The organism is Aeromonas piscicola, from assembly GCF_000820005.1.
Lineage (GTDB): Bacteria > Pseudomonadota > Gammaproteobacteria > Enterobacterales > Aeromonadaceae > Aeromonas > Aeromonas piscicola.
The window spans coordinates 140,434-155,341 of sequence record NZ_CDBL01000055.1 but is presented as its reverse complement, the minus strand read 5'-3'; the positions used below and the strand labels follow the sequence as shown (position 1 = coordinate 155,341).

Annotated in this window: 11 protein-coding genes; 9 read left to right on the top strand and 2 right to left on the bottom strand. The window is 63.1% G+C overall.

Going from position 1 to position 14,908, the window contains the following annotated elements; all coding sequences use genetic code 11:
• The first annotated feature begins 4 nt into the window (after positions 1-4).
• The 6 genes from BN1128_RS13995 (at position 5) to BN1128_RS13970 (ending at position 8,693) form a co-directional block, all read left to right on the top strand.
• Positions 5-3,010 carry an NHL repeat-containing protein gene (locus tag BN1128_RS13995; protein ID WP_042869785.1) on the top strand — a complete coding sequence of 1,002 codons (3,006 nt, stop codon included), beginning with the start codon at positions 5-7 and terminating at the stop codon, positions 3,008-3,010.
• Positions 3,010-3,849 (top strand): FTR1 family iron permease, encoded by an 840-nt coding sequence (locus BN1128_RS13990; protein ID WP_042869783.1) that lies wholly within the window; start codon positions 3,010-3,012, stop codon positions 3,847-3,849. The genes BN1128_RS13995 and BN1128_RS13990 overlap by 1 nt, the downstream gene beginning before the upstream one ends.
• A gap of 87 nt (positions 3,850-3,936) precedes the next feature.
• Positions 3,937-5,361 (top strand): NAD(P)/FAD-dependent oxidoreductase, encoded by a 1,425-nt coding sequence (locus tag BN1128_RS13985; protein WP_042869781.1) that lies wholly within the window; start codon positions 3,937-3,939, stop codon positions 5,359-5,361.
• 142 nt (positions 5,362-5,503) lie between these two features.
• The gene (locus tag BN1128_RS13980; protein WP_042869780.1) at positions 5,504-6,079 is read left to right on the top strand and encodes a hypothetical protein; all 576 of its coding nucleotides are present in this window, start codon (positions 5,504-5,506) and stop codon (positions 6,077-6,079) included.
• Positions 6,080-6,167: 88 nt separating this feature from the next.
• Positions 6,168-7,451: a hypothetical protein gene (locus tag BN1128_RS13975; protein WP_042869884.1), complete on the top strand. Its 1,284-nt coding sequence runs from the start codon at positions 6,168-6,170 to the stop codon at positions 7,449-7,451.
• Positions 7,452-7,502: 51 nt separating this feature from the next.
• The gene (locus BN1128_RS13970; RefSeq protein ID WP_042869778.1) at positions 7,503-8,693 is read left to right on the top strand and encodes a Bcr/CflA family multidrug efflux MFS transporter; all 1,191 of its coding nucleotides are present in this window, start codon (positions 7,503-7,505) and stop codon (positions 8,691-8,693) included.
• 122 nt (positions 8,694-8,815) lie between these two features.
• Here the strand turns inward: BN1128_RS13970 and BN1128_RS13965 are convergent, their stop codons facing one another.
• Entirely contained in the window at positions 8,816-9,283 is a 468-nt protein-coding gene (locus tag BN1128_RS13965) for a DUF4357 domain-containing protein (RefSeq protein WP_042869776.1), read from the bottom strand.
• Between the two features lie 197 nt (positions 9,284-9,480).
• Between BN1128_RS13965 and BN1128_RS13960 the strand changes: the two genes are divergently transcribed.
• The 3 genes from BN1128_RS13960 to BN1128_RS13950 are packed head-to-tail and all read left to right on the top strand — an operon-like array spanning position 9,481 to position 13,706.
• On the top strand, positions 9,481-10,161 hold the full coding sequence (locus BN1128_RS13960) for an ABC transporter ATP-binding protein (protein ID WP_042869774.1): 681 nt from the start codon (positions 9,481-9,483) through the stop codon (positions 10,159-10,161).
• A gap of 27 nt (positions 10,162-10,188) precedes the next feature.
• Positions 10,189-12,630 carry an ABC transporter permease gene (locus BN1128_RS13955; protein ID WP_042869772.1) on the top strand — a complete coding sequence of 814 codons (2,442 nt, stop codon included), beginning with the start codon at positions 10,189-10,191 and terminating at the stop codon, positions 12,628-12,630.
• Positions 12,627-13,706 carry a lipocalin-like domain-containing protein gene (locus BN1128_RS13950; RefSeq protein ID WP_042869771.1) on the top strand — a complete coding sequence of 360 codons (1,080 nt, stop codon included), beginning with the start codon at positions 12,627-12,629 and terminating at the stop codon, positions 13,704-13,706. Before BN1128_RS13955 ends, BN1128_RS13950 begins: the two co-directional genes overlap by 4 nt.
• A 197-nt stretch (positions 13,707-13,903) precedes the next feature.
• On the opposite strand, the gene BN1128_RS13945 is transcribed toward BN1128_RS13950, so the two are convergent.
• A complete protein-coding gene (locus BN1128_RS13945; protein ID WP_082030422.1) occupies positions 13,904-14,848 on the bottom strand; it encodes a hypothetical protein in 945 nt (314 codons plus the stop codon).
• Between the last annotated feature and the right edge of the window lie 60 nt (positions 14,849-14,908).

Genomic DNA, 14,908 nt, shown 5'->3' with positions numbered 1-14,908 from the left:
CCCCATGTTGAAGTCATCGTTCTGTGCACTTTTGTCACCCCTGCTGACCCTCGTCCTGCTGCTGGCCAGTCCTTTTGCCACGGCCCAACAGATGGGCTCTGGGATGCTCGCCTATGAGGCGGGGAGCGCCCCGCGCCTCGTCACCGCCAACCTGAACGCAGGCTCAGTCACCCTGCTTGAACGGGGCAGTGGCAAGCAACTTAAAGAGGTGCAGCTGGGGGGCGATCTGCGCCAGATTGCCCGCGCCGACGACGGTACCCTGCTGGTCACCGATTACAGCGGCGATCGCCTGCTGCTGCTGGATGATGATCTCGATCTGGAAAAGGCGATCCCCACCGGCCATCGTCCCTATGGGGTCATCTTCGATGCCAAGCGACAGTGGTTCTGGGTCACGCTGTTTGAGGCCGGTCGCCTGCAGGCCTACGACACCGCAGGCGACCTCCAGCTGGATACCAAAACAGCCGAGACCCCGCGCGGACTGGCCCTGACCGACGACGATCGCCTGCTGCTGACCCACGCCATGACCGGCCAGCTCGCCATCTATGATCTCGCCAAACTTGGCCACAGCGCCAAGGGCTCCTCCCTGCCCGAGACCATCCTCCCCAAGCCGCGCCTGATCACCCTGGCCGAGACCCACAGCGACACGGCAAGCGACTCACAGGGCTTGCCGCGTCTGCTCGATGGCATCACCCTCTCCCCCGATGGCAGCGAGGCCTGGCTGCCCCACGTGCTGTGGAGCTTCGATCACCCCTTCCAGTTTCAAAGCACCGTCTTTCCGGCCGTCTCCATCATCGATCTGGAAGAGGAGAAAGAGAGGGTCGATGAAAGAAAGCAGCTCTTTTTGCAGATCAATCTGCCAAGCGTCGGCAACCGCAGCCAGATCGTCTCCAACCCGTTCGCCGCGCGCTTCGCCGCCGATGGCAAGCGGGTCTACCTGACGCTGGCGGGCTCGGAGGATCTGCTGGTGTTCGACCTGTCACGCAGTGGCAAGCAGAACAGCAATCGCCACCGCCGCAAAAAGTTTCAGGGGGGGGCCAAGGCGACCCAGCTCTTGCGTCACCTGCCGGGCCAGAATCCGCGGGATCTGCTGATCGATGGCGACCACATTCTGGTGCACAACGCCATGGGGCAGGATCTTACCCGCCTCAGTACCGGCGGCAGCGGCCCGTTTGCTCGGGTCACCGTCGATGTGCCCCACTTCGCCAAACTGGTGGAGACGGATACCCGCTCCGAACCCCTCAAGCGCGGCGAGCGGTTGTTCCATCTTGGTAACACAGCGTCCAACTCACGCTTCCCCATGGCGGGAGACAACTGGATGAGCTGCAACTCCTGCCATCTGGATGGGTTCAACTTCACCAACCGCTATCTGATGGCGGCCCATCGCCAGAAGAGCGGCGACAACGCCATCAACGGCCACGCCAACCTCACCAACATGGTGGCGGGGGATTTTATCGGCGAATACCTGCGCATGACCCAGCAGACCCAGGGCGGCATGGGCCATGACACCCGCGATGGGGCCGAGGCGGTTGATCCCGCCAAGCCTCAGCCCGAGGTGAAAGCGATGATGGAGGATCTGCACGCCTTCGTCACCGCCGATGGCAACCTCCCCTATCTCGCCAACTGGCTGCGGCTCGATGCCCCGCGCACGGATCCTGCCAAGGCGCCGACCACTCACCCGAAGGCGTGGCTCAACTCCGCCTCCTGCCAGAGCTGCCACCAACAGGCGTTTGCGGACTGGAGCGAGAGCAACCACCGGCTGATGGGCAACTCCCATCCCTACTACAAGGTGGTGCAGGCGCTGGCCCGCGAAACCGAAGGGGAAGCGTTCGGCCAGTGGTGTCAGGGCTGCCATATGCCCCAGCAGGTGATGACAGGCCAGATGGATCTGCCCAAGGGCTCCCACATGGTCGAGCGCGGTGGTGCCTCGCTGATCGCGGCACACCAGAAAGGCGAGCCCGTGGTGGAAGAAGGCACCAGCTGTGTGCTCTGCCATCGCATCACCAAAGTGGAAGATGCGGGCGGCAACAGCGCCTTCACCGTGAATTTGAAAGACCGCGAGAGCTATGTGTTCGAGGATGCCCCGGGCGGCAGCCTCCAGCACTGGCTGGCCGAGCGGCAGATCAACGCCCGTCCGACGGCCCACAAAGCCTCCTATCAAAAAGATTTCTACCGCGACGCCGCCCTGTGCAAATCGTGCCACAACGAGTTTGCCCCGGGCACCGGCGCCAATATCGTCAACACCTGGGACGAGTGGGAAAAATCCAGCTTCGCCAAGGCCGAGGATCCTGCCAAACGGCGCACCTGTATCGACTGCCACATGAACCCGGAGCCGGGCAATGGCGGCGCACCGGTAGCGGGCCAGTCCACCGAAAACGGCACCATGAAGGCGCGGCTCTATCGCCATAATTTTACCGGCGCCCAGCACCAGCTGGTGGGGCTGCGCAATCCCGACCTTGAACAGGAGAGTCTGGCGCTGCTGCGCTCCAGCGCCACGCTCTCGGCACGTATCGAACAGGCTGCCGATCGCCCGCAACTGGTGGTGCGGGTCGCCAATACCGGCGCGGGCCACGCCCTGCCAACCGGAGTGGCCGATTTCCGTGAACTCTGGCTGGATCTGACCGTCACTGACGCCAGCGGCAAGGTGGTGCTTGCAAGCGGCCAGCCGGTGGATGGCGCTGTCCCTGAGGATGCGCGACTGTTCAGAAAAGTGTTCGGCGATGCCGAGGGCAAGCCGGTGGGGCTCAAGTTCTGGCGCTACGCCAAGCTCTTGGAAGATACCCGTATTCCGGCCGATGGCTGGCGCGATGAAGCCTGGCCGCTGCCCGCAGATGCCCAAGGGCCCTTCAAGGCCGATATCAAACTCAATTTCCGCACCTACCCCAAGTGGGTCAATGATGCGGTGCGCGCCGCCGAGCCAAGCTTGCCGGAGCCACCCATAGTGCAGCTCACTCGGTTGCAACTCACCTTGCAGCCTCTCCCCATTACGCCCGCTACGGAGCCTCAAACCTGATGTTTGCAAGTTTTCTCATTACTCTGCGCGAGGGGCTGGAAGCCTTCCTGCTGGTCGGCATCTGCCTCTCCTACCTCGCCAAGCTGGGGGCGAGTCGCCACAACAAGTTCATCTATCTGGGGGTGGGGCTCGGCCTTGTCGCCTCCCTTGTCGTCGCCTTCCTGTTCCAGGTGGTGGTGAGCCAGTTCGAGAGCGAACGTTATAACCACCTCTTGATGGCGGGGATCCTGATCTTCGCCACTCTGGTGCTCACCTATATGGCGATCTGGATGCAAAAGCAGGCCAAATCCCAGGTGGGGGCCATGACGGCACGCATCGATGCGGCCATCGATGGCGGCAACCTGTTTGGTCTGGTGCTGCTCGCCTTCCTGGCGGTGATGCGCGAAGGGTTTGAAACCGTGCTGTTCTTCTCCGCCCTGCTCTACTCCGGGCAAGGGGTGGATCTGCAATCCGGCCTGATGGGCGCACTGGCAGGGCTGCTGGTCTCCATCGCGCTGGTGTGGGGGCTGCTGCGCTCCACCCGCAAGGTGGCGCTGGCCCCCTTCTTCCGCTGGACCGGGCTGCTGATCATCATCATCGCTGCTGGTCTGCTGTCGTCCGCCGTCAACATGCTGCAGGCGGCAGACATCATCACCTTCTGGACCACGCCGGTGTTCGACATCAGCCACATTCTCGACGATCAGGGGGTATTTGGTACCTTCCTGCGCGCCCTGTTTGGCTACAATGCCTCACCCGCTGGCTTGCAGCTGCTGACCTGGGTCCTCTATCTGGCGATTTTCGTTACCCTCTGGCAGCGCAGCTATCGCCCACAGGTGAACGCCGCGCCCAGCAAGGGCTGAGTTCTCCCCCCCCTGCGGTGACAATACCATTCAGGGGCCGCGCCTTGGCGCGGTTCCCTTATCTATCAAGCAGTTTCGGAATAGGTCATGAGCGATAACAACAAGAAGAACATTGCAGTGCTGGGCGCTGGCCCCGCCGGTCTGATGGCTGCCTGGCGCCTGCGCCGCGCCGGTTTTGCGGTCACCCTGTTCGAGCAGGAGCCGGTGGTCGGCGGCATGTGCGCCACCCAGACCTTCAAAGGGCGCGATGGGGAGTATCGCTTCGACTACGGCGGCCACCGCTTTATCACCAAGAACCCCGAGCTGCTCGCCTTTATCGACGAGCTGATGGGGGACGATCTGCTCCACGCCGATCGCAAGAGCGTGATCCGCTTTGGCGGGCGCACCTATGACTACCCCCTGAACCTGCCCAACCTGCTCAAAACGGCGCCGCTCGCCCTGATGGCAGGTGCGGTGAAGGACTTGCTGCTGTTGCCCTTTAGCAAGAAGCCGGATGATTTCGCCAAGGCGAGCTTTGCCGAGTGGATCCAGAGCCACTTCGGCCGCACCCTCTATCGCCAGTTCTTCGAGGGCTACACCGGCAAACTGTGGGGCATCAACCCGGACAAACTTTCCGCCGACTGGGCCGGTCAGCGCATCAGCCTGATCGATCTCAAAGACGTAGCGCGCCGCCTGCTGCCAAGACGCAACGGCAACCTCTCGGTGCGCACCTATGCCCGCAAATACCGCTACCCCAAATACGGCTTCGGCCAGATCTTCACCACCCTGGGGGAGCGGCTGGTGAAAGAGGGCGTTGAGCTAAAGACCGGCGCCACCATAACCCGCCTTGAGCAGGCTGATGGCCGGATTGAACGGGTTCATTGGTCGCAAGATAATGTTGAACAGAGCGCAGCCTTCGATCAGGTGATATCCACCCTGCCGCTGCCGCTCACCTGCCAGCATCTGGGATTGCCGTGCGATCTGCACTACCGATCCTTGCGCTTCGTCAATATGCCGCTCAAACAGGAGAACCTGTCGGACAACACCTGGCAGTACCTCTCCGACCCCCATATTCTGGCCACCCGCCTGCAGGAGCCGCGCCGCCGCAGCCCCTTTATGGCACCTCAGGGCCAGACCTCGGTGATGCTGGAGATCCCCTGCAACCCGGGGGATGCCACCTGGCAGGCACCTCTGGCCGACTTGCGCGGACGGGTCACCGCCGATCTGGCGAGTCTCGGCGTCGATACCGCCAAGCTTGGCGATGAGACCTTTGAAGCCCGCAGTGAGTACGCCTATCCGCTGATGGATCTTGGCTATCAGACGCGCCGCAACGAAGCCATAAAAGCGCTGATGCCGATTGGCAACCTCATCATGACCGGCCGTCAGGGGACATTCCGCTATATCTTCACCGATACCGCAATGGAGATGGGGATGATGGCCGCCGACATGGTGATCGACGGGGTGGACAGACGTCATGCCATCTTCAATCATCGCAACGAAAATACCGTGATTGAAACCCAGAGCGTGGCCTAAGAGCGACGGCAGGTGCTTAACCGGCACACAGACGCCGCAACACCTTTAACCACCGCAACGAAAACACCGTGATTGAAACCCAGCGCGTGGCCTGAGGGCCGCGCCATTGGCATAATCTCTTGGCATAAGTAAGGAGAACAGGATGACCATTCGCCCGGGTTTACTCGCCCTCACCCTGCTGCTGACCCTCAGCGGACTGACCCTCAGCGAACAAGCACAGGCTTATTCCTACGCCGCAGCAGGCAAGGAGCCGCTGATCGACGCCCGTGAGGCGCTGATTGGCGCCGCCACTAACGGCAAGGATGCCAGCGCCACCTTGAGCGAGATTGCCGACGAGCTGCTCTATCTGGAGCAGCACCACAAGGTCGAACTGCAAGCGCCGCTGGCCGCCGCCATCAAGGCCAAAGACGCGGCCGCCACCGCCGCCCTGCTCAACCGTGCCTACAAGGCAGAGATCGAGCGCCGCCTCGAAGGGGCCAGCCAGAATCTCGGCGATTACCAGACCGCCAAGGTGCTGGTGGTCAAGAGCAAACGCTTCCTCGATTTGATCCTCCCCTCCCTCAGCGAAGGGGATCGCAAGGCAGCCGAACAGGCACTGGCCAAGGTGCTGGATGCCATCGGCAACCCGGGGGTGTTCGGGGTGGGTGCCAAGCCCGCCGACGCCGCCGCCTTTGGCGAAGCGGAAAAAGCGCTGATGGCCGTGCTGGCGCCGCTTTGATGACCTCTCATTGATGACGACGGCCCCCCTCATCCCCAGCCCTTCTCCCACAAGGGGAAAAGGGGGACGTCACTCAATCACCATTTGGCTGCTTGCCCTGCTGCAACTGGTCTGGCTCGGCTGGCTGCTGGCCTTCCCGGTTGCCCTTGATTCCGACGATGCCCTCAATTTCGCCCACGGGGTGACGCGCTTTAGCGTGCTGGAGTTCTCCCCCCACTTTCCGGGCTACCCCGCCTTTATCTGGCTGGCGCGGCTGATCAATATGGCGGTGGACGACCCAGCCCGCGCGGTGCAGTGGGCAAGCCTCTTGGGCACTGCGCTGCTGGCGCCGCTCACTGCCTGGCTTGCGGTCAGCGTGTGGCAACGCCCAAGCCTGTTAGCGCCAGTCTGGCTGCTGGTGCTGGCCCTGCCGCTCACCCCGACGCTCGCCCTATCCGGTCTCTCGGACGGGCCCGCGCTCGCCGCCTGGCTCGGGACTCTCTTGGCCTTGCAGCATCGCAGGATGGCGCTGGCAGGCCTCATGCTTGGATTGCTGCTGGCCCTGCGCCCCTCCTATTTCGTGCTGGCCCTGCTGCCCCTTTGGCTCGGGATGGCGCAGAAGGGAACGCGCGTCAGGTTTGTGCTTCCCATTGCGCTAGTGGGACTCGCTTCCCTGCTCTTTGTCTGGCAGGCCGATGGCTGGGCCTATTTCAGCGAGGGACGACGCTTTACCGATGGCCACTTTACCCTCTGGGGCAACACGGTAGCGGCCCACGGCGATCGCCTGCTCAGCTGGGCGCGCACCTTCAACGATCAGCTCACCCCGCTCTGGCCCTTGGCTGTCGGGGTCTTGCTGGTGCTGCCGATCTGGCCAAGATCAAAAGACCAAGCTGCCGCCCTCTCCCCGCTCTGGTCGCTCTACTGGCTCGCCCTGCTGCTCTGGACCCTGTTTGGCCAAAATCCCGACAATCCCCGCCATCTGGCCCCCATCACCCTGCTCGGTATCGTGCTGCTGGCAGGCTGGCTGCCGCGCCGCGGCGAGGGGCTGACAGCTGTGGCCGGATTACTGCTGCTCGCTGCAACCTTCACCCTGCCCCGTCCGCCCGCCATGGTGCAGGCGGCCAGGCAGGCAGAAAAAGTGTGCCCGGCGCTGGTCACCCAGTGGGGAGTCAGGCTGCTGCGGGAGACCACGACCCTGCCGGTGACCGATGGCTGGTACAAGGGGGATGCGGTCCTTGCACTTGCCAAAGGAGCGTGCCGCCTCAGCCGACGGCCCATAATGACTGGTGATATGCCCGCCCCAAACCGGCAGATCTGGTTTGCACCCCGCTTTCGCGCCGAGCCCGGCCTCTGGCTCGGCATACAGGATCCCCCTCATCACCAAAACTGGTAGACTGGATTTCTGTCACACTTTTGACTCCGACCTCCTTTAACTGGATACCTTATGCCCCAACCCGCAGCCCTCTCTCCCCGTTTTCTGTTTATCCTGCTCGGTGCCCTGGCGGGTCTGACGCCGCTGGCAGTGGATATGTACCTGCCTGCCATTCCGGCCATCGCCCGGGATCTCGCCACCAGCATCGACGGCGCCCAGCTCACCATCAGTGCCTTTCTCGGTGGCTTCGCCATCGGCCAGCTGTTCTACGGGCCGCTCGCCGACAGCTTTGGCCGCAAGCCGGTGATCCTGGCAGGGCTCACCATGTTTGCCATCGCCTCGGTGGGCTGCGCCATGGCGGACTCCCTGCCCGAATTGCTGGCCTGGCGCATGCTGCAGGCGGCGGGCGGTGCGGCCGGTTCCGTGGTGGTCAATGCCCTGCTGCGCGACCTGTTCGAGAAGGATGCCTTCTCCCGCGCCATGTCGTTCGTCATCCTGGTGATGACGCTGGCGCCCCTGGTCGCTCCCGTGGTGGGCGGTTACATCAGCGCCCAAAGCGACTGGCGGGTGATCTTCTGGCTGCTGGTGGGCATCAGCCTGCTCATCTGCGTGGTGATGCAGTGGAAAATTCAGGAGACCCTGAAACCGGAACACAGGCAGCCGCTCAGGCTGGGACAGGTGCTGCGCAACTACTGGGGCGTGCTCTCCCATCGCGGCGCCATGGGCTATGTGCTGTGCGGCGCCCTGTCGAGCTCCGGCATGTTTGCCTTTATCAGCGCGTCACCCTATGTCTACATCGAGTACTTCAAGGTGCCGACCGAGCACTACGGCTGGCTGTTCGGCCTCAACATACTGCTGATGATGGTGGTCACCTTCGTCAATAGCCGGCTGGTGAAGGGAGTGGGCGCCGAGCGGATGCTGCAATACGGTCTGCTGATGCTGCCCTGTGCCGGCGCCCTGCTCATCTACAACGCCTGGAGCCAGACCGGGGGCCTGTGGGGCATCGTCATCCCTGTGGTGCTGTTCGTCGGTCACATCAGCCTGGTGGGGGCCAACGCCATGACGGGCCTGATGGGCCACTTCCCCCAGTCGGCAGGCACGGCCTCGGCCCTGGCCGGCACATTGCGCTTTGGCATAGGCGCCCTGGTGGGCATTCTGGTCAACCTCAATCCGCCCGAATCGCCGCTGCCCATGGCCATCGCCATCGCCGGCTGCGGCTTTGGTTCGGCCATCAGCTACTGGCTGCTGACCGGCAAGAAATAAACGCCTGATACAACAACGCCGCCCTCTTTGAACACCAGAGAGGGCGGCGTTTTCATGTCCGTGGTGCTGTCCCCGCAAGCAGCAGGGAGGCGCCGCATCGGCGCGGCTCGTTTGCCGGGGAATTACTTCTTGCCGAAACCCGACTGCTTGAGGGTGTAGCCGGCACTGTTTTGCCAAGCATCCAGGCCACTGCGGTTGTTGCCCGCCACCAGACTGGCGGCCAGGCTCGGGCTGTTGAACAGCTGATCAGCGGTGAACACAAACCCCCCTTCACTGCGAGGGGTGAGGATCCCCTTGCCCAGCAGCTCCTGACGCAGTTCGATCACGGCTTCACGCAGGGAAGCCGCATCCTCGCCATTGGCGGTGGATCCCGCCAGCACCATGAAGCCGGGATTTTGCCGCTTGCCTACCGGATAACCGTGAGCTTCGGCACCCTTGCCGTTGAAGTGGTAGAGCTCGCGCTCCCCGGGCTTGTTGTCGGAGAGCGCCTTTTGAAGGGTCATCAGCTCGTTATAAATCTCGATGGGGACGACGGCAGCCTGCTTGTTGCCCTTGCTATCGATGATAAAACTGACTTGCTTGTGTAACATCCTTGCTCATCCTGTGACCCATGGAAGCTCCTATTCTAACCACCTCTGGCAAGCGGGATCCAGCGAGGATCCTCACCTCTTTTGCTGGGGTGATCACTAACTGGCGCTCTTGATCAGTCGCAAGGCGTGTTGATCATTCCCGGCCGTGGTAGCGTAGATGGCATGATGAAAGCCATTGACCATCAAGCGGTTATCCCATGCTGACCCTGCGCAACCTCTGCAAGAGCTTTGATAACGGCAGCGAACGCCTGCCGCTGTTCCACAGTCTGGACCTCACCCTGGCTGCTGGCGAGATCACCCTGCTGCTGGGGCAGAGCGGCTGTGGCAAGTCGACCCTGCTCAACCTGATCGCCGGACTCATACCCCCGGATGAGGGGGAGATCTGGCTGGGGGAAACCCGGCTCGACACCCAATCCCCGGATGAACGAGCCCGCCTGCGCGGCCGGCATTTTGGCATCGTCTATCAGGATTTCAACTTGCTGCCGACCCTGACAGTGGAGGAGAACCTCTGCCTGCCCCTTTCGATCAACGGCCTGCCACGCCATGAGACAGAGATTGACGATTTGCTGAAAAGGCTCGATCTCGTCCACAAGCGCCACGCCTGGCCGGAGCAACTTTCCGGCGGCCAGCGCCAACGGGTGGCCCTGGCCCGCGCCCTCATTCACAAGCCCAGCTGGCTGTTGGCCGACGAACCCACGGGGAGCCTCGATGAGCACAACGCCGAGCAGGTGATGGCACTGATGATGGAGGCGGTGCGTGAAACCGGCGCCGGGCTCTTGCTGGTGAGCCACAACCCCGCCTATGGCGCCTTGGCCGATAGAGTGTTGCGTCTCGAAGGGGGCCAGCTGATTGAGCTCAAGGGGGCGCACCATGAGTAAGGCCAGCCGTGATCGCGAGGCCGCCTTATGCTGCCGCTGAAGGCGCTGCTGCGCCTCTATCGCTGGCATCCCTGGCTGCTGCTGATGAGTCTGACCGGGCTCATGCTGGGGGTCTCGCTGGTGGTGGCCATTGATCTGCTCAACCACAGCGCCAGCACCAACTTCGTCGCCGCCCGCACCCAGCTGGCGGGAGATGCCAACTATCGACTGGCCCCGAGCGGCGGCCTGGATGAGCAGCTTTACGTCAAACTGGTGCGCAGCCAACCAAGCCTCAGTGCCATGCCGCAGCTGCACACCTGGCTCAAAGATGAGCAGGGTCGCAGCGTCCAGTTGCTGGGGATGGATCTCTTCAACCCCGGCCCCCTGAGCCAGCTGTTTACCAGCGCGAGTAAAGAAGCCCCCTCTTTTTCCCTGAGCCAGGCAGACAGCATCTGGCTGGCGACGCCGGAGGCCAAACGGCTAGGCTGGCTGCCGGGGCAGTCCCGCACCTTTGTGCTGGGCGGCGGTGGCGAGGGTGATCGCCCGCTGATCCTCACTCTGGCGGGCACCTTCGAGCCCGGCGCCGTGCCCATGGAGCGGCTGCTGGTGACCGACATAGGTCTGGCCCAACACATGCTGGGCAAGGCAGGAAGGCTGGATCGCATCGTCTTCAAGCTAAGTGACGCCGAGGCCCGCGCCCTGCAAGCGACCCTGCAAGCCTATCTCCCCCATCAGCCGCTCTGGCTCGAGCCCATCAGCCCGGCGCTCGATGCCAGCCAGCTCGGCGATGCGCTGGCGCTCAACCTCACCGCCCTCTCTCTGCTCGCCATGGCGGTGGGACTGTTTCTGGTGTTCAACGCCCAGCGCTTTGTACAGAGCGTGCGTCGCCCCCAGCTGGCCCAGCTGATCATTCTGGGGCTGCCGCCTCGCCGGGTACTGCACTGGCTGGTGCTGGAGCTGCTCCTTCTCGCCACTCTGGGCACCCTGCTCGGGCTGGTGCTCGGCAGCCTCCTGGCCCTCACCCTCATGGGACAGCTGACCCAGGCGCTGGCCGACCTTTATGGCCCCAATCCCATCGATCTGCTGCGCCTCTCTCCCATCAGCCTGTTCAAGGCACTGCTGATTGGCCTTGGCGGGACGCTTGCCGCCAACCTGCCCGGCTGGTGGCAGCTGCTGCGCCAATCCCCCCTTGAGCTTCGCGAGGGCAACAGCCGCCCCGCCACCCATCCGTGGCGTCGGCGCCTGCTCGCCATCGCCATACTGCTGCTGTGCGCCCTTTGCCTCGCCCTGCCCCGGACTGGGTTGCCGGGTGCCCTGTTTATCGCCGGTGGCTGGCTGCTGGCCATGGCGCTCTGGCTGCCGGATGCCCTGCGCTGGGTGCTGGGTCAGTTACGCCAGCGCATGGGTCGCCAGCACGGGCGCAGCAACCTGACCGCCCAACTGGCGGTGGCTGAGACCCAATATCATCTGGATCGCACCGCCATCGCCGTCATGGCGCTGCAACTGGCCATCGCCGCCGCCATCGGCATAGGGGTCATGGTATCGAGCTTTCGCTCGAGCGTGGAGATCTGGCTGAACCAGCGTCTGGCCGCCGATCTCTATGTCACCGCCCCCAAGGGCGCGGCGGGCAGCAGGGGCATACTGAACCAGGTCACACTGGATGCCATTCTCGCCAACCCCGCCGTGGCTCAAGCCTCGCGGCGTTCTGTGCAGCCCGCCCGCTGGCAGGGACAGCCCCTCGAGTGGGCACAGATGGACTTTATCCCGCCCCTCAAGGCGGCCTATCCCCTGCTGGCCGGTCGCTGGCCCGCCACCCCAGACGAGGTGCTGGCCAGCGAGCCGCTGACGGTACGACTCGGAGTCAAGGTGGGCCAGACGCTCAGCATCACCAGCGAACAGGGCCCAAGGGAGCTCACCGTCACCGGCGTCTACCAGGATTACGGCAGCGACAAGGGGCAAGTTCTGCACGCCTTTGAAGATGGCCCAGTGCAATCCCTCGCCCTCTTTAGCAAAACACCGGAGCAACTGGCCGACAGCCTTCGCACCCGTTTTGGCGAGAGGGTCAACCTGCTGGCGGCCCCTGCCATTCACGCCGCCGCCCTCAAGGTGTTCGACCAGACCTTTGTGGTGACCGAGTTGCTTAAATTGCTGATTTTGGGCATCGCCTTCGTCGGCATAGGTTCGGCCTTCATGGTGCTGGGGCTGGCAAGGCGCAGCGAGTTGCAGACCTTGCAGAGTCTGGGATTGAGCCCGCGTCACTGTCGCCGCCTGCTGGTGTGGCAAGGTGCGGGCCTGGGGCTGCTCACGGCGCTGCTGGCGCTGCCGGTAGGCTATGGGCTGGCCTGGGTGCTGATCGAGGTGGTCAACCCCCGCGCCTTTGGCTGGCGTCTCGCCTTCGAGGCCGCCCCCTTGCATGCCGTCACGGCCCTGTTGCTTGCACCTGTGTGCGCGGCGCTCGCATCCTGGTTTGCCGCAAGGAAAGTGGTATGAAAAAACGCAATGTCTGGCTACTGCTGCTCACCTGCACCCTGTATGGCGGGGTTGCCTGGGCCAACGATCTGGGCGCCATCCTCGGCGGCGGCAGCGATCAGTTCAAAAAGGCCCTGCCGGGCCAGCCCATCAAACTGCCCGCCGATCACGCGGCCCATCCCGACTACAGATCCGAGTGGTGGTATCTCACCGGCAACCTAAAAGATCAGCAGGGGCGCGAATATGGCCTGCAGTGGACCCTGTTTCGCCAGGGTATTGAACAGCAGATAAAAACGGACAACCCCTGGCTCACTCCCCAGCTCTGGCTGGCCCAGTTTGCCATCACTGACCTCGGCAAAGGCAGCCACCGCCAGGATGAGCGCACCAGCCGCCAGGGCCCCGGGCTCGCGGGTGCCAGCAGCGGCGAGTATTGGCTCAGGGAATGGGTGCTTGCCTCACAAGGGAAGGCACTCTTTCCCGCCACCCTGGATGTTCAGAGCAAGATAGGCGAGCTGAACCTCAAGGTCGATGCCGCCAAGCCTGTGGTTTTGCAGGGCAAGCAGGGTTACAGCGAGAAGAGCCCGGGTAACGCCTCCTTCTACTACTCCTACCCGCGCCTCACCCTCGAAGGCACCCTAAACATCGACGGGGAGTCCCGCAAGGTAAGCGGCCAAGGCTGGTTTGATCACGAGTGGAGCAGCTCGGTATTGGCCGACTGGCAGTCAGGTTGGGACTGGTTCTCGCTCCAGCTCGCCGATGGCCGCGAGCTGATGCTGTTTCGCCTGCGCACCAAGGCGGGCCGTGCCAATCCGGAAAACCAGCCCGAGAACCGCTACGGCATCCTGATTGAGAAGGATGGCAGCAACCGGGTGCTCTCCCCCGACAGCATACGCCTCACCCCGGGCAAGACCTGGCGCGGCCCCAAGGGGCAGCCCTACCCAGTCGAGTGGCAGCTAAGTGCTGGGGATCTCAACCTCACCATTCGTGCCCGCCAGCCCAATCAGGCCATGACAAGCCGCTTTGACTACTGGGAAGGGGCAGTGACGGTATCAGGGGATGCCAAGGGGCTTGGGTATCTGGAGATGACGGGGTATTGAGCGCAATGGCTGCGAATGCTCACACCCAATCCACCCATACGGTTGCACATTAACAATCCTTACCCTCACCGACAGCAGGCTTTCATGCCAGCAAAAAAACCCCGGCATGGCCGGGGTAAACACGGGGTGGAATATAAAACGCTTCGGTCTACGCCGCGCCTGCGCGAAGCTTCAGCCAAGACGCCTTCAACAGTGACTCAGGGTTGTTTGTCGCCCATCACCATCAGGCCGTTTTGCTCGGGGAAGCCCACCACCAGGGTCGCCTTGCGGGTACCCGGCATCTCGAACGCAGCTGCGTAGGCCTGTGCACCATCCCTGGCCTTGGCCAGACCCAGTACCCACTTGTTCTCGAGCGGGGTGAGATCGCTTGACGCCTTGAAGCTGCACTTGCCAAAACCGCTCAGGCTGAGCTTGCTCAGACCGTTGCCCGGCTCGGCACTGCCCTTACCGGTCAGGGTGCAGCCGGCGCTGGGGAACTCGATGTCCAGTGTCAGGGTGCCGCTGTTGTTGGTGCTGCGGATCAGGCCCACCATGGCATCGGCAAGGCCGGCATCATCTTCCACCAGCCAGCTGTCGCTGCTGATCGCCTGGGTGGTCAGCTTGCTCACGGCAAGATGGCCGCTCCAGTCACGATAGAGGGCTGTGCTCTGATCCGGATCCCGGAACTGGGTGCCGACGCGGGTAAAATCAAAGGTCCAGCGCTTGACCTCCTTGCCATCCAGATCGGTTACCGATTTGTCTTTAAAGCTGATGAGGTTGTGGTCGTTGCTCTGGGCATCGAGCCGCTTGCCCCGCACCGAAGTGCGCTCCAGCAGCACGGGATAAATATCATCCTTGTTCTCCTTCTGGGCCGCCTGACCGGTCCATTGTGAGGTGGTGACCGGCTTGCCGTCGTTCTCGACCCAGACACCCCAGCGCTGCTCGCTATCGCCCTTGGGGTAGATCAACGCTAACCCGCTTGGCCCCTTGATCATCTTGAACGGCCCCTGATCGCCGTCGCGGCTGAGCAGGTTCGCCTCATAGACGCCAGCATCGGGCAGTGGCAGCGGCGCGCGCTTGGCAATGCTGTTGGCGGCTTTCTCGCTGTCACAGGCGGACAGGGCGGCGGTGCAGGCGATGGCCAGCATGGCTTTGTGGTGCATTCTCATTGATGCTTGTTCCTTGCAATTGCTTTGTTATGTGAGGTGCATTCAATCGCCGCT